Genomic DNA, 17,226 nt, shown 5'->3' with positions numbered 1-17,226 from the left:
CCCAACGACCTCAAGCAACTTCTAGTCCGATGTACTTCTTGACCTCCTGAGGAACTCCAATCGTTGCGTTTCTGGTAGATATTATAAGCGCTATTCCAGCTGGTATTGCTCCTGCCGACTCAACCATCCTGAGCAGAACGCCTATGGTACGTCCAGTCCTTGCCAGGTCGTCAGCTATGAGCACCTTTTGCCCTTTTTTCAGTAGTTTTTTGGGAAGGTAAAATGCTTCTCTTATGCCGCTCGCAAACGAGATCTCCGTCTCTTCGTAGAAGTCGTCTATTCCAAGTTCTCTCTCTTTCTTTACCACCGCAAGGGTTGCCTCGTACACGTTGGCTAGTTCCTCAGAAAAAGCAATACCGTCAGCTGCCACGGTCAGTATAACGTCTACCTTTTCATTGATAATGGTTGAGCACTCTATGGCTAGGAGGTGCAACAGAGCTGGATTCGAGATCACATCGCTGTCATCTATTACTCCACTTTCATCTATTTTTACGAAGTCCTCTATGATCCTGGACGATGGGTGTGTTGCAAATATCGTTGAAAGCAGGTCTTCTGCCCTCTTGCTAGATGGAAGGACCCTGCCGTTTATGTACCGACTTATTATGGCAGGAGAAAGCTTTAGGTCAACCGATAGCTTCTCGTACGTTTCTCTCTTCTTTATTATCCTAAGCGCGTCTACCGCGTTCATACGTTTTTTAAGGCTCGCGTAAAGGTCTTTCAATTACTTATCACCCCTCTTTTGCTTTTGACCACACCTATGCTATTTTGATACTTTCCTGAGTAGGGCCTTAGCGTCGGCTTGCCCAGCCTGAAGAAGGCCACCTGCACGGTCCTTTCGCCAGCTCTCAGCTTTACTTCTTTATCGCTGGCATTGAAAAGGGAAATGGTGAGGTTACCCTTAAAGCCGGGGTCGATCAACGCAAAGCTGCCAATCAACCCCTCTCTGGCTAAGGAAGAGCGCATGTAAATGGATGCCGACACGGCGTTGCTCAGCTCAATCCTCTCACGAGTGGAGGCTAACGTCCAAGACAGCGGAGGAATTACTAGGTCAAATGCGAGTGCCATGTCGTAGCCTGAAGGGCCTAAGGCCTCGTCTGCGTAAGGTTCTATGATTATGCCAGCACCAAGCATTTCTTTTATCTCCTCGGAGGATAGCATAAAGATGTTACATGACCATGTTTTAACTTTTGCGTTCAAGCTCACTTGATTAGAGAGCAGCTTGTTAAAGAAATTCATCACAAATGAGAGTCCGGTGGTTAGACCTAAACAAACCGGAGCATAGAGGTGGGTACAGGGCCAAAAATTTGTGAGGCGATCCCGTGCAGTTTCTTCCTAAGGTCTGTTTGCCAATTTATGGACAAAACTGGATAGCATATGGGTACAGGATGCGTTGATCTGTTGGGCTATGCGTGCGAGATGTTGAGCGTTCCGAGTTACGTCAGGCAAGAGGCGTTGCGTCTTTTACAGGACCCAAAAATGGTTGAGCTGAGGAGCTGCGAGCAGCGCGTCGCGGTTTCGGTGTTGGTGGTCTCGCGCGAGTCCGGGATCCCTCTTTCAACGGAAGAGGTCATTGTTGTGTTAAGGATAAGTAAGGCCTTTCTTTTGAGGGGCCTTTGGAAGTGGAAGAAAATGGGCGGAAGCTTCAAGGAGCTGAGCGATATGGACTGGATACCGCAAATAAATCAGAGGTTTGGGTTGCCACCAACGTGTGAGCGTAGAGCCAGAGAGATAAGTTCGATGCTGAAGCAGGTGGGCCATTTAGATCCGAAGAAAAGAGCATTGGTATCATGTTATCTTTCCGGGCTGGAGCATGGTATGAGCCCTAAGGTGAGCGCTCTTCAAAAAACTGATCGGCTTTGGCTCATTAAGTTTGCGGGATTTGGGCGCAGAAGTAAGCGTTCTAAGGCGCAGCGGCATGTTCTTCCCTGAGCTTTCAATCCTCGCTTTGGGCGTAATTATGGCTTTTCCTAGAGGGGCAACTTTCGACCATCTCTGGACGATCGAGTGGGATGCTCGCACTAAACTTATAGGCCCAAAAGAATATTACCCTGCCCTTAGGGGGCTGGGCCCGTAGCTCAGCATGGTTAGAGCGTTCGGCCCTAAATGGGACGAAACTGATAACCTGCTGGGTCAGATATCGAAAGGTCCGGCGTTCAAAACCCGGCTTAACGGGTGAAACTCGCCGCGGGCCCACCAAAAATTCAAGACTTTTTAATCAAGTATATCTCGTAGAGTGATGTGACGAAAAGCATCATCCCGAACGCGAAGCTTAGGCTCCACACGTAGTTTTGGACCTCATAAGGGCTCAGGTAGAAGAGATTGCCCTTGTAAACGGTCGGTAGCACGTAGAGGTGATAAGTTCCTATGTAAGGGGTGTCGTAAGTCTGAGGGTAAAGGAAGAGTAATATCAAGGAGAAAAGGAAAACTACCACTGGAAGTGTCGTTCCCTTTCCTCCCCTCTTTTTGCTTGCGTAATCCGCGTAAGCGATGGCTATTAACAGGATTGCCACGACGGAGTTCGCTATTGCCACATCATAGTTATAAGTTTTGCCTAAGGTTAGGGCTATGGGTATGAGGATGAGGTCGAGGACGCCTATGGTAACGTTTAAGGCCGCCATGCCTTTAGGAGATCCGGTCTTTAAGGTGCCTGCCTTACTCGACATCTTCGCGTATAAGCTGCTCCGAGTTATATGTCTTTCTGTCCGGCCTGTGCGCCAAGACCAACCAGATTGCCGCTGGCTAATTTATGAAACCAAAGCGTAAGGCTTTTAGATTAGTCTAATCTAATATTATTAGTGAGGTCTAAATGACCACTGCAAGGGAGCTTGATTGCCTTAGGTTGATTTACGAGAGGTCCGGCGATGGATGGCCGGTCAGGCTTACGGATGTGGCGAAGTCCATGTCAGTTAAACCGCCTACTGCGTTAGCCATGGTTGAGAAGTTGGTACGCGAGGGCCTGCTTAAGAAGGGCTCGTCAGGATACGCGCTTACGGAAGAAGGCAGGAAGGAGGCAGAGAACTTAGTTATGGCACATAGGGTCGTAGAGACCCTGCTTTACAGGGCAGGCTTTACCCCAGACGAGGCGTGTGTCCAGGCAAGGAAGTTCGATACCCTCGTACCGGAGGTCGTAGTTAGGAAACTTTACGATTATTTGGGAAGGCCTACCGAATGCCCCCATGGTAAGGAGATAGCTTGTTGAGGCGATGATCGTTGATTGACCTGTGGAATCCACATCCAACTACTTTGGAATTGGCGCTGATAACGGCTTATCTTCTTGGTATAGTGCATGGGATAACTCCCGATGAACACACTTGGCCCATAACGTTCTCTTATTCAGTTGGAACGTTCAGTACCAAGGGCGGCGCCAAGACGGGATTGGTCTTTTCAACGGGGTTTACGGTACAGCGGGCAATCCTGTCGGAGCTTGCCTATTTCGCGCTTGCTGGAGTCTTCATGACTGCTTTAGCGTTCGGTGTGACCTATATAGCAGTGGGTCTTGCCATGGCGCTTGCTGGTATATACATAGCTAAAAAAGGCAAGTACTTTCACTGGCACTACCTTGAGGAGAAGCTTGGGGTGAAGATGGGAATTCATAAGGAAGGAAGTGAGGCTCAGAAAAGAGAATTAGCACATGAAATAAACCCTGCAACCGTTGTTGACGACGAGATAGACACAAAACCCGTCCCGGTAAAGCTAGCGCTCATTCATGGCTTCATAGCGGGCTTCGGCTTTGGGGCCTTTGCGCTGATAATATACACGGTATTGGCTCCTATGATGCCAAACCCATGGTTTGGATTTCTCCCAGGGTTGCTTTTCGGGCTGGGAACCATGACCATGCAGATATTGTTTGGAATGGGTTTTGCCGCATGGCTTAGCTCGATTAAAGGACTTACAAGGGAGGGTATAGCGTTTGTTGGAAAGACCATAACCACTTACGTCCTAACCTATGGCGGTCTTGCGTTTATAGTTGGAGGTCTAGCTATAATATTTGACCCTTGGCTCCTTAATTGGGGAATTAACACGGGTATACACGTCCATAACCTGCACAACTTGGGCATCGGCTTCTTCTTGGTCATAATAACCGTCGTAGTTATAGGCATACTCGGGTATGAGAACGCTATATCAAAGGCGAAAAGAAACCCAAGGTTTATGAAGGCAATTAGCTCAGGGAGTAACCGATGTTCTGATTTAATTTATGGTTGTTTTTGATTAAGTAAAAATGTTCATGCGACGCGGTGCATCTAATAGAATTGATTTAAAGATTTTTATGATTATTTATAATACTGTATTTGAATCCATGCCTTTAGCTCTCGTAAAAATCGATAAGGATAAACTTATTTATGCTCACTTAAGCCCCGTCAAAACATCTAGTAGGCATTCAAGGATAGGTATTCGTTATCAGCTGGCCGTGAGATCGCCCATATTTATCAGCGATTCTATGTAATTCCAAACTTGTCTTTCTATCTCAAAGCTCCAGAGGGATTCCGGTATTTCTATGAAGAAGAGCAACGGAGTTAAGAAGAGGCCCTCTAAGGCTGCGACTCCTAAATCCTGAAGCCATTTGCTAACACCCATCCTAACGGTTACCTTGTTTGGATCCCCACTTATGGTTATCGTTAAAGCCCTATCAGCTGCCAATATGGTTCTCAGGATGCCTCCCTTTTGTGCCTGGACGACTACTCCAAGCGGGTGTTCAGCCCTCTGAGTTTTATACCCTTCCTCCTTAAAGTAATCTTCTAGCTTCTCCCCAAGCTTCTTTGGGTCTATGTTCTTGTTATCGTATTCCCTTATTGCGGATTTCATGATATTGATCATCTACCGATTTATACGTGTTATGCATCTGAGGATACGGCCAAGCTTAAAGGGGATATGTTTTGCAAAAATATGGCTAAATCGCAAGAGATAAGCGTAGCACAGGCTACGGCTGTAAGCCTTGGTGCCATAATAGGTGCTGGCATATTTGTGCTTAGCGGGACCGTGCTCTCTCTGGATGGTGCGTACTCGTTTCTGAGTTTCATTTACATGGGCTTCGTCTCGCTGGTGATAGCATTTGAGCTTGGAGAACTTACCTCTTTATTCCCTCAAACTAAGGGTTCCTCTTATTCATTTGCATACGAGGCATTTGGAAGCCAAATGGGTTTTGTAACGGGTGTACTTATGTATTTCAGCTATGCTACAAGTATATCCGCCATAGCTCTCGGCTTTGGCTCATATCTTGTTAGACTGATTGGTCTTGGCGATCCCGTGATGCTTGCGATTCTTTTGATTGCTGTGCTTACTGTGGTCAACATGATTGGTGTCAAGAAGGCCGCCGAGACCGATTTCTATATAGTGGTCGTTAAGGTGTTGGTATTGTTGATATTCATAGCTTTTGCGCTTTTCATTTCAACTCGTATACCAAACGTCTTTTCCCATTTTGAGGTTCCGAAGGATCCTGTGAATGGCTTCTTCCAGTCATCAGGAGCCATAATTTTCGCTTACTCTGGATTTCAGAGCGTGGCAACGATAGCCTCGGATGTTAAGGGCGGAGGAAAGGGAGCGGCCAAGGCCATAGTTTACTCCGTTATAATCAGTATGGCTCTCTACATAGCCGTTGCTCTCTCTATGGTAGTGATGGCGCCTACCAGCAGCTATGCCATATCAGCTGATCCTCTATCAGTTGCCCTTTCGTTGGCGAAGGCCCCTCAATTTATGAAATTAATAGTTGACTTTGGCGCACTTCTGGCCACAACTTCAGCGACACTAGCAACGATTCTTACATCGTCAAGGATGCTGTATCAGATGGGTGCGGATGGCCTTCTTCCAAAGATAACTACGAAATACGACTCAAAAAGAGACGTAGCCAGCACCGGTGTTATGATATCTTCGATGATCGGAGTTATAACTCTTTTCGCGGGAAACGTCTACGTCATAGTAGCCATAAGCAATTTCGGCCTGCTCTTCTCTTATCTGATGACTACTCTTGCAATAATACACTTTCGTAGGAAGGGCCTTATATCACCATTTAGAACGCCACTCTATCCGTACTTGACCGTTGTAACTTTTGGCGCGCTGCTCACGGTTTTCCTTGGTATGCCAAAAGAGGCGCTTATAATAGGGGTGATAACTACGTTGATGCTCATAATGGGTTATTCGATGATAAGGGAGGCAAAGCGCGAGGTTCCTGAGAAGATAAGGTTGTTCGAAAAGCGCAATGGAAAGATAGATTAAAGGCGCTCAAGTTTATTTAAGTCTTCAACAATAGTTTAGCTATGGAAGATCTGCAGAAAAAAATCCTGCTTCACATATATAAGTTTGGTCCAGATACACCATGGTTGATGGCCAGAAGGCTCTTGGGAAATTCCGGGTGGGCTCCAAGCTATGACGAGAGCTCCATAGAAGAGGCATGCAGACAGCTTGAAGATGGCGGCTATCTGGTCAGATACGAGGGTCCTTTGAAGAGATCAGTAACCTCATCGATCAAACCATGGCTTAAGGTCAAGTCAAGGGAAATGGGCGGTAAGCCGAAGGGAACATATTACACGTTAACCAAGAAGGGAAGGAGGTTGGCTTCGGCTATAGCCAAGGGTTACAAAAATTCGGTTGACCTTTCGAAAACGTGAATTGGAAACACTTTAATTTTGTTCGCATTTTTACATTAAATGGATAAGATTAGAGTTGGAGTTGTTGGGGCAGGGCTCATAGCGCAGCGCGCTCACATTCCATCGATTAACAGAAATGCGGATGTGTCTCTCGTGGCTTTGGCAGATTCAAGGGCTGAGCTTGCGGCCTCGGTCGCTAAGTTATGGCGTATCCCTATCTGGTATGGCGATTACCATGAGCTTGTTCGTAGCGATGACGTGGATGCCGTGTTTGTGCTCACGAATGATCCATCTCATTACGAGATAGCCAAGCTCGCTCTTGAAAACGGAAAGCACGTATTTGTTGAGAAGCCACTTGCTACAAACTCAAAGGATGCGAATGAACTCGTAACCGAGGCGGAGAAGCGCGGTCTTGTGCTCTCGGTAGGATACATGAGGCGTTACGATGATGGGATTAGGCTAGCCAAGAGGCTAATATCTCAGCTGGGGGCTCCTGTGATGGCTGACTCTATTTACCTGAATGGGAATTGGCTTGCGGGGGACTCTCAATTCCCGTATATCACGTCTAATGAGAAAGTTCCGTCGATTGAATACAGATATCCAAACTTGGGGTTTAGCGAAGAGCAAAAAACCCTCTACGCATGGATTTTAGCTCTTTCTCACCAAATAGATACAATTAGGTATCTGTTTGGAGATCCAAAACGCATAGCGTCTTCGTCAATTAGTAAAAATGATAAGAGAGGAGATTTAAAGGTCAATTCCTTTGCATCGGTACTAGATTACGGTTCGTTCTTGCTTACCATGGAGCTGACTTCTGCTTGGAAGGGCGACTTCATGGAGTACTACTTTGCGTGTTTTGGGGGTAACGCGGTGCTCAGAGTGGATCCTCCCATCTTCTTGTTTAGGAACGCAACTGCAAGGGTTGAGCTACGCACACCGGATAAGACTGAGGTTTACGATCGCGTTGGTTTTAGGTGGTCTTTCGAGGTTGAGGTGGAAGAGTTCTTTAACGCCGTAAGACAGCACAAAGATACCGTTTCAAGTGGGCGTGAAGGCATGCTGGACCTCGAACTAGCGGAAAAACTGGTAGCTGCTCTTTCGTAGGCTCGTCGAGAACCAGTTAACTATCTCTGAATAGGCCCTCTTCCTTACCTCGTAGTCGGTGAGGACGTGTCCTCCTTTTTCAAAAGTAAGAAGGCGCTTGTTTTTGCTGCCAAGCCTTTCGAAGAACCCCTCGGATGACGAGAATGGTACAACGGGGTCGTCTTTAGCGTGGATTATCAGGAAAGGTTGGTTTAACCTCGGGGCGAGTTCGTAGGCCTCACCGCTCATGCGTTGCATGACCTTCTTGGCGTTTTCGGCCTTTATTCTAAACGCGTTCATATAAGTATATCCGTCTTGCGCTGGCGCGTTAACGTTTACCGCGGGGATACGCAACCCAGGCGAAATGAGTACTATCGACTTAGCGTTTACCTCCGATGCAAGTTTTACGGCTATATAACCTCCCATGCTTAGGCCCAGCAATCCAATCCTTTCCCTGTCAGCGAAGTCAAGGGAAGAGGCGTAGGCGAAGGCGTTTTCGGCGTCCTTTATCGCTTCATCTATGTCAAAGTCCTCGAACTCCCCGGAGCTGTCGCCGTGGCCCCTGTAATCAAACCTGACCGCGCCTATGCCCTCAGCGCAAAGCTTTCTGGCAATGTCGACGTAGAGCCTGTGATCCTCTATGTGGTGCCCAGTGTACCCATGGAGCATCAGCACGAGAGGAGCTTTTTCCCGGGGTTTGTGCGTGATGCCTAATATCCATCCATTTCCTGAAGATATTTTAAAGGGATTTTCTTCACAAATCATAAATGTTAATCTCAGTATAAAATAAAAACCTTTTGAACCATTTAGAAAAAAAAGGAACTACTTCCATGAGGAAATTGGGTTCTTCATGGGATAGCTCACAAAACCCCACCTTGAAAGCGCGGTTTCAGGAATGGAACGCGCATTTCGCGCTTGTTCCTAATAAATCTGGGCGAGGATTATAATTGAAAATGGAAACAAAGATCTTGGGACTTTTCCTTATGCTGTTAGTGGGTGTTACCTCGGGCTACTCGCTTGCTTTTGGTCCCTCGCAAAATACCCAGCTGACTTATGGCGCCAGCTACACCGCGACCCCGTCTGGAGTGACCTTCACCATATACGTGGACAATCCTGGGAATGTTCCGGTGACCGTATATGTATCCCAGCCGTTTTACTCCGTCAGCGTTTACCTTGGCAAGCAACTCGTTTGGTCATCGGACTATGGCAAGGTTCACGACATGGGTATGACGTCTATGGTAATAGCGCCTTATGAGGTTCAGCCAGGAATTACGCAGTGGACAGTGGTTTGGAATTACAGGGATAACCAAGGGCATCCTGTGGCTCCTGGTATATATTATGCGGACGTGTACGCTCTGGGCGTAAACGTTGGTACACTTGCGTTGCATGTAGGAACGACTTCGTCTGGGAGCCTACAGAAGAGCAGCGCTAGTTCGTTGGGCTCTTTGGGTTCTAGTAACAACGGGGAGGTTATAATTGTTAAGCGTGGAAAGATGATGGACAAAGTAAACTTTAATAGATTTAGCATCGTTAATTTTACAAAACTTCTTGATGATATTAACGCTTCAAGGGGCTTTGCAGCGCTTGCATCTGATGCAGCGGTCGGGATAAGCGAGGGCTTTAACACGCAAGCGCCTGGAGTAGACAGAGTGTTCGTTATAAACGCCGCAACGATTGGTGCGAATTCTACACCCATATCATATTATAGGTTTGACAATAGGACTAAAACTTGGTCCGAGGTCATGCTACCCGCGGTGAACTTCACGGCGCTGGCGGAGCATGGTCTCTTAAACCAAGCGAAAAAACTCGAGGCTGATCTTAAGTCAAATGTAAATACGCTTAACAAAGCCGCGCTTAGTGGTAACGCGGCCACCTTTGAACAAGCCATAGGCGATTACCTCAGAAACGTGACATTGCAGAAAAAGCAAATCTGGGCAGAAATCAGCCTGATAAATTCGCAGGGCAAGTCCAGACCGATGTTGATTGAGATGCTTCAGGGAGCTATGCACCTAAACTTAACGGTGGAAAGGCAGTTCGAGATAACTCAGAAAATGGGCTTGCTCGTTTCCAACGCGGCCGAGCGTGATTATAAGGAAGGCTTGGGCAACCTGACTCTCGCTGAGAACATCATCTTCCCTACAATACAGCCTGGAGGACCCATGATTCCGGCAAATTCAGGGGTTACGGCAACCGTTAACTCAGCCTCGATAAGTAGTCAAAACTTGGTCTTTGCGGTCCAATACATCAGGGTGGCGATGAAGGACTTTCAAGATGCTCTCGCGCTAAATGCCCAGAGCAGGGCTGGACCTAAGCCCGAGACGCCTAAGTTGCAGGCGGCTTGGGCGGTCGAAAATGCCACGGTCGGTCTTTTGAAAAACGATCCCGCGGCAACCAAATACATAGGCCAAGCCAAGGCTGACCTCAACGCCGCCGCGCTTGCCTCTAACCAGGTCCAAGCACAGCAACTGATAATCGATGCAATGCATGAGCTTGAGCTAGCGCTTCAGACTTACCAAGCATCAGATTCATGAGTTTTTAATTTTTTACCATGCAACGAGTATTCTCGGTTGCCCTTAAAGCCAGTTATGCCTTTAGCTTGTGAAGATCCCTCTATCTTTCCAGAGGAAATACCTCTTTCATAGGCTTGGTAGTCAGGATTCCAGCGTAATAATCGGAAGCGGTATAGGAGAAGATGCCGGTGTGGTGACCGTGGACGGCGCATATTTGGTTTCGCATACTGATCCAATAACCGAGGCGAAAAATCACATCGGAAAGATCGCCGTGCAAGTCTCTTCTAATGACGTGGCGGTAAAGGGCGCGAGGCCAAAGTGGTCATTGGTTACGATCTTGTTGCCATATCTTGATGAGGCACTTCTTGACTGGATTACCGCCGAGATAGACGTGACCTCAAAAAGGCTTGGCATCTCTATAGTAGGTGGCCACACCGAGGTCACCTCCTCCGTCACCGCTCCCATAGTCAGCATATCTACTTTTGGGATCGCCAAGGGGCCTTTGTTAGATGTGAAAAGGATAAGGCCGGGGCAGATGATAATCATGATTAACGAGGCAGGAATAGAAGGAACCGCGGTAATAGCCTTAGATCATGGTGGTATGATATCCGATCTTGCAGATGTTGTCGAAAGGTCAAAGCGCTTTATCGACGAGCTGAGCATTGCCGAGGACGCCTTGGCTGCCTCTCAGCTCGGAGCCGTATCAGCTCACGATCCAACCGAGGGAGGCATTATAGCGGGCCTCCTGGAGATGGCTTTATCATCGCACACCATGTTCAACGTTAACGTGGAAAAAATAGCCATAAGGAAGGAGACAAAAACTATATGTCAAAAACTGGGACTTGACCCATTAAAGCTGTTGTCTAGCGGAGCTCTATTATTGACCGCGGAACCTGATAACGTTAGCCGTATATTGGACGCTTTTCGCGGAAGAGCCAGAGTAATCGGGAACGTGAAAGCAGGTGAGGGGCTTCTTTTGCGGGGTAAGGGATATGGCGGTTTGATCTCTGAGATACCCCAAGATGAGATCGAACAGTTAGTTTAGTGGCCAGACGCGCCCTGTAACCCGTGTTTAGCGACAGCCCTTTAATTAGCATCTGGAGGGTTCGGATAACGAAAATTGGTTTTCGAGAAGGCATTTGCTTAAGGGCGCGCCTAAACCGTGTTTCGCATCAGGTAGTGGAGAAGCCTTGAAACGCAACAGCAGCGACACGCGTAAGAGCCATAGGAGAGGAAGGTTGTGACCGATGGTCTAAAAAGAGGGGTCTTGGGAACGGCAGGAGTTTTCTTTAACTCATTGGCCGGTCAGGCTCCCGTTTATAGCGTTGCCTCCGGTGCGGCGCTCATAATGGGAAGCGCGGGCGCGGCCGCACCCCTTGCCATGCTGATAACCAGCGGGGGTATGTTGGCAATAGTTTTTTCGGTCTACGTAATGGCTAAGCGTTATCCTCACGCCGCAAGTTTTTATGAGTACGCAAGTCGCGCCTTTGGCGCTCACATTGGTGCTTTTACTGGTTACGTTTACTCGATTTTATATGGGTTGCTTGCAACTGCCTCCGTTGCGGTGGCCTTCTCGTACCTCGCAGTGCAGGGCGCTTACTCGATTGGGTTGAGGGTAAATCCACTGCCGTTTTTGCCTGTCATCCTCCTTCTGCCTCTTGTTCCTGCGCTTCTGGGAATAAAGCTAAGCGTAAAGTTACAGATGGTGACGACATCTGTTGAAGTGCTCCTTTTGTTCGGATTTGCGTTGCTTAGTGTTTTTGAAAATCCCTTGGGTTTAACGACATATCCGTTTACTCCCAGTGCGACTTTCCAGGCCTCGCCCATGGGGGAGCTGGGTGCTCTGGCTGGTGGACTTGTGTTCTCAGTTACGTATTTTATGGGATTTGAAACCAGTACCCAACTCTCCGAGGAGGCTAAAGATCCCAAGAGAAGCGTGCCGCTGGGAACTCTTTCAGCCACTTCCTTTATGGGTTTGGTCTTCATGTTTTCAACATATGCGCTTGTGATAGATGTGGGTTTGTCAAAGGGGCAGATAGGATCGTTTGTTTCAAATGCATCGAATGGATTAAATCCCATTTACATTTTTGTGGAGCGCTACCTTGGAAGCGTTGGTCTTTACGCGTTCATAATAACCTCATTGTTGAGCGTGTTTTCTTGCTATTTGGCCACGCTGAATTCCGTCACGAGGATGCTTTACGGCATGGCGAGAGAGGGGGCACTCCCTAAATCTCTCTCAAAGTTGAACTCCAGACAAAGCCCTAACCTCGCGGCGTACTTGGTTACCGGCATCTCCGCGGCGATTTTGATCGTAGGCTATGTTATTGAAATGGTCCTTGGGGGAGGAGATGCCCTAGAATCGACCTTTTCTATTATGGAGTATACATATGCCGTTGACTCGCTTTACTACGTGGTGAGCCTTCTCGTGGTAGCGATAGCAGCTTTCAAGGTAACTCGGCTGGGTAAAGCCGTGTCCATGTTGGGCTCAGGTATGCTTGTCGCGACGCTCTACTATTCGGTTAGTGGTGCGTTCGTCGCGCTTTTTCTTGTGATCCCCCTTTTTCTTGCGTTTCTTTTTGCGGTTTTCGTTTAACGTGCATGCCTAAAGCATCGCGAAGAATGCAAATTTTTCCTGTCGAATTGGGTGGAAACGTTTTTACGCGCTTTTTTGCTAAGCTCATGGATTTTTCTCGCATGCAGTTAACTGTGGATTACGTCAAGCAAAGGCAGCTCGACAATGGTGGCTTCTTTTTTGCTAGAGAGGCTGGCACGCCAAGCGTGGAAGACACGTTTTACTCCATAAAAATATTGAAGGCACTAGGTCAGGACGTGCCCAGGAAAGAACAGGTAGTGAGGTATCTTAAGGGAGCGCAGAGGCAAGATGGTTCCTTTTCTAGCGTCGAGGTAGCGCGCTACGTGATAGAGGGATTAGGGGAGCTAAGTGATAGTTTTGTAGTCGAAAGGGGCTTCAAGAATTGGCTGCTTTCCAGCTCTAGCCATGGTTTCTGGCTTAAGAGCGAAAGCGAGATCGCGCTTGAGCTCTTTGAGGCGGCTACCTCTGTAATTAAGATGACGGGGATGCTTGATGACGTCGACGTGGATAGGCTGCGCAGGGATCTGGCGGCCTTTGAAAGCGAAGAGGGAGGTTACGGCATTAAGAGGGCCACGCTTAGTGGGACTTATTACGCAGTCCGTTCTCTTTGGAACTTGGGATTTGACGTTACTGGAGAATGCCATGACTTCTTGTCAAAGTGCGAGATCAAAGGCTTGGGCTTTTCGGAAAGGCCAATGACGTATCCACCCGTCATATCAGATATCTATCATGGAATTTGGCTCGCAAGGGCTACTGGCTACGGCATAGCAAGCGCTAACAGCGTGAGGGATTTCGTCCTTAGTTTTATGAATGGCAACGGCGGATTTAGGTACTTCCCTGAAATGGGGATATCAAATCTTGAAAACACTTATTACGCCGTTGAGTCGCTTAAGCTTCTTGAAGTGAATGATAGGATGCTCCAGGTCGATAACTTATCGACCGCCACGTTGAGATAGCTGTGTCGATGTGGCTTAGCGCCAATGCTCAGGGTCAATACCCAATAAATCGAAAAAAGCTTGAAAAGGTGCGCCCGCTCTTCTAAGATAAGCGTTACTGCTTTGGCGCGCTTTCCATGATGAAAGAGCTCTGCACCCTCTTTCCGTAGCCCTTGTTCTCCAAATCCGCGAAGGTCCTTTCGATGATTTCCGGCTTAACGTTTACTCCATAGTACTCCAGGAACTTTGCGCTTACCTCCTTGGCGGCGTGGGGTCCCCGTCCCTCCTCCAGTATCCTAAGCGTGAGGCTTCTCAGGTCTTCCCACCTATTCCATGGATACGCGAACCATGCCCATTCATCTTCTTCCTTTCCATAGTAGTCAGGTATGAAGCTTGATCCCTTTATGTATTGAAGAGCGGCCGTCTTGATCTCAGCTGGAGCTAGGGTCTCGAGGTAGGCTTTCGCAACTGTTAGGCTCTTGCCTGTGTCAGTTACATCATCTATTAAAAGTACGTTCTTTCCGGTTATGCTTCCACCGATACCTCTTTCTAGCCTCGCGTCTTTGCCCCTTACGGCCGTTTCTCCCCAGTGGGCGATTCTGAGGCACGTGAAATCAGATATGCCCAATATATCGCTAACGAGCCTTGCACCTACCACGCCTCCGCGGGCCACCGCAACTATGACATCTGGCCTGAAGTTTGACGCCCTTATCTTTTCTGCCAGATTATAGCTCATTTCCTCGACTTCCTCCCAGCTCAGAAAGCGGCAAGGAAACTTAGCTGGCAATTTTTTTTACAGAAATATTCGGCACTTCAATAAATGCCTTTCCTTCAGGCTAGAGCTTGATCTTGAAATTTTGAGGTAGCATGTGACCGGCTTTCTATCGGTGTGTTGTGCTGAATCGGGTTTATGTTTAAAGTCAGCGTAATGCTAAATTTTACACTCAATCGAGGGTATCGGTGGAAAAATAAAAGAGCTCAGGGAGCTGACCAAGGCGGACAGGATCGTTGTCACGTTCGATGAGGTTGACCTTAGAATATTGATCATGATCAGGAGGCCTGCCGCAACATCCATGGGGGGGTCGCCGTAGGGCTCGGCGTAGACAAAGTACTATCACTTAAGGAAACGCGTTTTGAGAGGAGAAGGTTCGAACAAGAGCATGGAACTGAAGTATTGTGTCAACTTCTTGGAGTCGGGGCTTTTCGCGTTCGATATGGTAATGACGTACTTCATAGCAGAGGTATCAAAAAGATCAAATGCACTCCTTCAGGAGCTAGTAGCCCTACCCTATGTATCAACTAATGGCAATCAGCGGAGAAGTGTACGGCCTGCTTTATGGTCCCTCTTAATTGGTGCACAGCATAGCTTGTCAACTGCAATCGATATGCGCGGGATTGGAAGCGGAGGGGGAATTCGTTACTTCGTTTTGGCTTAGTATTGCTGGAGCCTCTTTACCTCTTTGCATTCGCCGGTTATCCTGGAAAGCAGTTATGAGAGAGCAGATTTTCATAATTATACGCTGATCGGTTTTTTTATCAGCAAGATAAGCCATATTACACTGAATTAGGCCTAAGAGAATGGACTTGTTTTGAGGTTTTCAGAGGAAAGATGGGCTTTTAGTTCCTCCGCTTCCCGATAAACACTTCATCTCACACAGCTATTGCAGAACGCAGAGAGGTCGACTTTATGGAGGCTGTCTCTCTCTGAGTTGCTCTTAAGGGATTGGGAGTGGATGGTGAAAATGCACATGAAAAAAGGGGAAGCGCTTAAATCTCCCCCAACTAATCTTACTTGCCTCCATCGTGCGGCGGTGCGGCAAGACCAAGGCCGGATGGCCGGGGATGAAGATGCCGCCTCCAGCGATGGAGTACGCTTAGGTGATGGCGACCTGAACTGAATGGGTTCAGATCGGAAGAGGGTATCCGCATAAATTCCCCTAAAATAAGTTTCAAACGGTCGACTCCGGTTGATCCTGCCGGACCTGACTGCTATCGGGATGAGGCTAAGCCATGGAAGTCGACGTGCGCCCTTGCGCACGTGGCGTACGGCTCAGTAACGCGTGGCTAACCTGCCCTCGTGACGGGGATAACCTCGGGAAACTGAGGATAATCCCCGATAGGCGAGCGGCTTTGGAAGAACCGCTCACCGAAAGGGACGGAGGGAATGGCCTTCGTCCGCGCGAGGATGGGGCTGCGTCCCATCAGGCAGTTGGTGGGGTAATGGCCCACCAAACCTATAACGGGTACGGGCCGTGAGAGCGGGAGCCCGGAGATGGGCACTGAGACAAGGGCCCAGGCTCTACGGAGCGCACCAAGCGCGAAACCTTCGCAATGCGGGAAACCGTGACGGGGCCATCCCGAGTGCAGGCTGCTGAGGTCTGCTTTTGCCCAGTGTAAGAAGCTGGGCGAATAAGTGGGGGGCAAGACTGGTGTCAGCCGCCGCGGTAATACCAGCTCCACGAGTGGTCAGGACGGTTATTGGGCCTAAAGCGTCCGTAGCCGGCCCGGTAAGTTTATGGTGAAATCCGGCATCTCAAGTGTCGGAGCGCTGTAAATACTGCCGGGCTAGGGAGCGGGAGAGGCCGAGGGTACCTCCGGGGTAGGGGCGAAATCCTATAATCCCGGAGTGACGACCAGTGGCGAAAGCGCTCGGCTAGAACGCGTCCGACGGTGAGGGACGAAAGCTGGGGTAGCAAACCGGATTAGATACCCGGGTAGTCCCAGCCGTAAACTATGCGGGCTAGTTGTCGGAACGGCTTAGGGCCGCTCCGGTAACGCAGGGAAGCCATTAAGCCCGCCGCCTGGGGAGTACGACCGCAAGGTTGAAACTTAAAGGAATTGGCGGGGGAGCACCACAAGGGGTGAAGCTTGCGGCTCAATTGGAGTCAACGCCGGAAAACTCACCAGGGGAGACAGCAGTGTGAAGGCCAAGCTAACGACTTTGCCAGACGCGCTGAGAGGAGGCGCATGGCCGTCGCCAGCTCGTATCGTGAGACGTCCGGTCAAGTCCGGGAACGAGCGAGACCTCCATCCTTAGTTGCAACCCTTAAAGGGGCACACTAAGGAGACCGCCACCGATTAAGGTGGAGGAAGGAGGAGGCAACGGCAGGTCAGCATGCCCCGAAACCCCTGGGCCGCACGCGAGCTGCAATGGCAGGTACAATGGGATTTGACCCCGTAAGGGGGAAGCAATCCTCAAAGCCTGCCTCAGTTGGGATCGAGGGCTGCAACCCGCCCTCGTGAACCTGGAATCCCTAGTAATCGCGTGTCAACACCGCGCGGTGAATACGTCCCTGCTCCTTGCACACACCGCCCGTCGCTCCAACCGAGTTGGCTTCGGATGAGGCATCAGCTTCGGCTGGTGTCGAATCCGAGGTCGACGAGGTGGGAGAAGTCGTAACAAGGTGGCCGTAGGGGAACCTGCGGCCGGATCACCTCCGAATAATATTTTAGGGAAGTGTAAAGGGTACCCTCTTCAATTGTGATGTCCGGGGCGTGGGCCTCGAACTGATTGCGGGAGCGAG

Annotated in this window: 16 protein-coding genes, 1 tRNA gene and 1 rRNA gene; 12 read left to right on the top strand and 6 right to left on the bottom strand. The window is 48.9% G+C overall.

All coding sequences use genetic code 11. The features are described 5' to 3' along the window. Positions 1-10: 10 nt before the first annotated feature. A complete protein-coding gene (locus tag PRZ02_RS03955; protein WP_449464554.1) occupies positions 11-721 on the bottom strand; it encodes a phosphoribosyltransferase family protein in 711 nt (236 codons plus the stop codon). Then, a complete protein-coding gene (gene dcd / locus PRZ02_RS03950; protein ID WP_449464553.1) occupies positions 718-1,158 on the bottom strand; it encodes a dCTP deaminase in 441 nt (146 codons plus the stop codon). Before dcd ends, PRZ02_RS03955 begins: the two co-directional genes overlap by 4 nt. 216 nt (positions 1,159-1,374) lie before the next feature. Between dcd and PRZ02_RS03945 the strand changes: the two genes are divergently transcribed. Continuing rightward, positions 1,375-1,929, top strand: coding sequence for a hypothetical protein (locus PRZ02_RS03945; RefSeq protein WP_449464552.1), 555 nt, complete (start codon positions 1,375-1,377; stop codon positions 1,927-1,929). Positions 1,930-2,064: 135 nt separating this feature from the next. Next, a tRNA-Ile gene (locus tag PRZ02_RS03940) sits at positions 2,065-2,196 on the top strand. 5 nt (positions 2,197-2,201) lie between these two features. Here the strand turns inward: PRZ02_RS03940 and PRZ02_RS03935 are convergent. Then, positions 2,202-2,663, bottom strand: coding sequence for a hypothetical protein (locus PRZ02_RS03935; RefSeq protein ID WP_449464551.1), 462 nt, complete (start codon positions 2,661-2,663; stop codon positions 2,202-2,204). A gap of 143 nt (positions 2,664-2,806) precedes the next feature. Here PRZ02_RS03935 and PRZ02_RS03930 point away from each other — a divergent pair, with 143 nt between their 5' ends. Together PRZ02_RS03930 and PRZ02_RS03925 are read left to right on the top strand one after the other, a co-directional pair. After that, the gene (locus PRZ02_RS03930) at positions 2,807-3,199 is read left to right on the top strand and encodes a metal-dependent transcriptional regulator (protein WP_449464550.1); all 393 of its coding nucleotides are present in this window, start codon (positions 2,807-2,809) and stop codon (positions 3,197-3,199) included. An 11-nt stretch (positions 3,200-3,210) separates the two neighbouring features. Continuing rightward, positions 3,211-4,209 carry a hypothetical protein gene (locus tag PRZ02_RS03925; RefSeq protein ID WP_449464549.1) on the top strand — a complete coding sequence of 333 codons (999 nt, stop codon included), beginning with the start codon at positions 3,211-3,213 and terminating at the stop codon, positions 4,207-4,209. A 189-nt stretch (positions 4,210-4,398) separates the two neighbouring features. On the opposite strand, the gene PRZ02_RS03920 is transcribed toward PRZ02_RS03925, so the two are convergent. Further along, entirely contained in the window at positions 4,399-4,803 is a 405-nt protein-coding gene (locus PRZ02_RS03920) for a hypothetical protein (protein ID WP_449464548.1), read from the bottom strand. 81 nt (positions 4,804-4,884) lie between these two features. Here PRZ02_RS03920 and PRZ02_RS03915 point away from each other — a divergent pair, with 81 nt between their 5' ends. Genes PRZ02_RS03915 through PRZ02_RS03905 form a run of 3 tightly spaced genes read left to right on the top strand, consistent with a single transcriptional unit; the run spans position 4,885 to position 7,685 of the window. Further along, positions 4,885-6,210 (top strand): APC family permease, encoded by a 1,326-nt coding sequence (locus tag PRZ02_RS03915; protein ID WP_449464547.1) that lies wholly within the window; start codon positions 4,885-4,887, stop codon positions 6,208-6,210. Positions 6,211-6,251: 41 nt separating this feature from the next. Then, positions 6,252-6,602, top strand: a complete 351-nt coding sequence (locus PRZ02_RS03910) for a hypothetical protein (protein ID WP_449464546.1) — start codon at positions 6,252-6,254, stop codon at positions 6,600-6,602. Positions 6,603-6,641: 39 nt separating this feature from the next. Further along, positions 6,642-7,685: a Gfo/Idh/MocA family protein gene (locus PRZ02_RS03905; RefSeq protein ID WP_449464545.1), complete on the top strand. Its 1,044-nt coding sequence runs from the start codon at positions 6,642-6,644 to the stop codon at positions 7,683-7,685. Here the strand turns inward: PRZ02_RS03905 and PRZ02_RS03900 are convergent. Continuing rightward, on the bottom strand, positions 7,653-8,429 hold the full coding sequence (locus PRZ02_RS03900) for an alpha/beta hydrolase (RefSeq protein ID WP_449464544.1): 777 nt from the start codon (positions 8,427-8,429) through the stop codon (positions 7,653-7,655). The two genes, PRZ02_RS03905 and PRZ02_RS03900, sit on opposite strands and share 33 nt — an antisense overlap. A gap of 182 nt (positions 8,430-8,611) precedes the next feature. Between PRZ02_RS03900 and PRZ02_RS03895 the strand changes: the two genes are divergently transcribed. From PRZ02_RS03895 to PRZ02_RS03880, 4 genes are all read left to right on the top strand, one after another. Next, positions 8,612-10,195 carry a hypothetical protein gene (locus PRZ02_RS03895; RefSeq protein ID WP_449464543.1) on the top strand — a complete coding sequence of 528 codons (1,584 nt, stop codon included), beginning with the start codon at positions 8,612-8,614 and terminating at the stop codon, positions 10,193-10,195. Positions 10,196-10,262: 67 nt separating this feature from the next. Beyond that, positions 10,263-11,219, top strand: a complete 957-nt coding sequence (locus PRZ02_RS03890) for an AIR synthase related protein (protein ID WP_449464542.1) — start codon at positions 10,263-10,265, stop codon at positions 11,217-11,219. Positions 11,220-11,414: 195 nt separating this feature from the next. Beyond that, positions 11,415-12,767: an APC family permease gene (locus tag PRZ02_RS03885; protein WP_449464541.1), complete on the top strand. Its 1,353-nt coding sequence runs from the start codon at positions 11,415-11,417 to the stop codon at positions 12,765-12,767. Between the two features lie 86 nt (positions 12,768-12,853). Beyond that, the gene (locus PRZ02_RS03880; protein ID WP_449464540.1) at positions 12,854-13,723 is read left to right on the top strand and encodes a prenyltransferase/squalene oxidase repeat-containing protein; all 870 of its coding nucleotides are present in this window, start codon (positions 12,854-12,856) and stop codon (positions 13,721-13,723) included. A gap of 94 nt (positions 13,724-13,817) precedes the next feature. On the opposite strand, the gene PRZ02_RS03875 is transcribed toward PRZ02_RS03880, so the two are convergent. Continuing rightward, the gene (locus PRZ02_RS03875; protein ID WP_449464539.1) at positions 13,818-14,438 is read right to left on the bottom strand and encodes a phosphoribosyltransferase; all 621 of its coding nucleotides are present in this window, start codon (positions 14,436-14,438) and stop codon (positions 13,818-13,820) included. A 1,224-nt stretch (positions 14,439-15,662) separates the two neighbouring features. Between PRZ02_RS03875 and PRZ02_RS03870 the strand changes: the two genes are divergently transcribed. After that, positions 15,663-17,142, top strand: a 16S ribosomal RNA gene (locus PRZ02_RS03870). Positions 17,143-17,226 lie beyond the last annotated feature (84 nt).

It is taken from the genome of Tardisphaera saccharovorans (assembly GCF_046635845.1).
Classification (GTDB): domain Archaea; phylum Thermoproteota; class Thermoprotei_A; order Marsarchaeales; family UBA168; genus UBA168.
This window is presented reverse-complemented; position numbering and strand designations above follow the sequence as displayed.

Bases quoted from the DNA above. Each gene is read 5' to 3' on its own strand.
- dcd (WP_449464553.1), bottom strand. From the start codon at position 1,158: ATGCTATCCTCCGAGGAGATAAAAGAAATGCTTGGTGCTGGCATAATC.
- PRZ02_RS03945 (WP_449464552.1), top strand. From the start codon at position 1,375: ATGGGTACAGGATGCGTTGATCTGTTGGGCTATGCGTGCGAGATGTTG.
- PRZ02_RS03935 (WP_449464551.1), bottom strand. From the start codon at position 2,663: ATGTCGAGTAAGGCAGGCACCTTAAAGACCGGATCTCCTAAAGGCATG.
- PRZ02_RS03930 (WP_449464550.1), top strand. From the start codon at position 2,807: ATGACCACTGCAAGGGAGCTTGATTGCCTTAGGTTGATTTACGAGAGG.
- PRZ02_RS03920 (WP_449464548.1), bottom strand. From the start codon at position 4,803: ATGAAATCCGCAATAAGGGAATACGATAACAAGAACATAGACCCAAAG.
- PRZ02_RS03915 (WP_449464547.1), top strand. From the start codon at position 4,885: ATGGCTAAATCGCAAGAGATAAGCGTAGCACAGGCTACGGCTGTAAGC.
- PRZ02_RS03910 (WP_449464546.1), top strand. From the start codon at position 6,252: ATGGAAGATCTGCAGAAAAAAATCCTGCTTCACATATATAAGTTTGGT.
- PRZ02_RS03905 (WP_449464545.1), top strand. From the start codon at position 6,642: ATGGATAAGATTAGAGTTGGAGTTGTTGGGGCAGGGCTCATAGCGCAG.
- PRZ02_RS03900 (WP_449464544.1), bottom strand. From the start codon at position 8,429: ATGATTTGTGAAGAAAATCCCTTTAAAATATCTTCAGGAAATGGATGG.
- PRZ02_RS03880 (WP_449464540.1), top strand. From the start codon at position 12,854: ATGGATTTTTCTCGCATGCAGTTAACTGTGGATTACGTCAAGCAAAGG.
- PRZ02_RS03875 (WP_449464539.1), bottom strand. From the start codon at position 14,438: ATGAGCTATAATCTGGCAGAAAAGATAAGGGCGTCAAACTTCAGGCCA.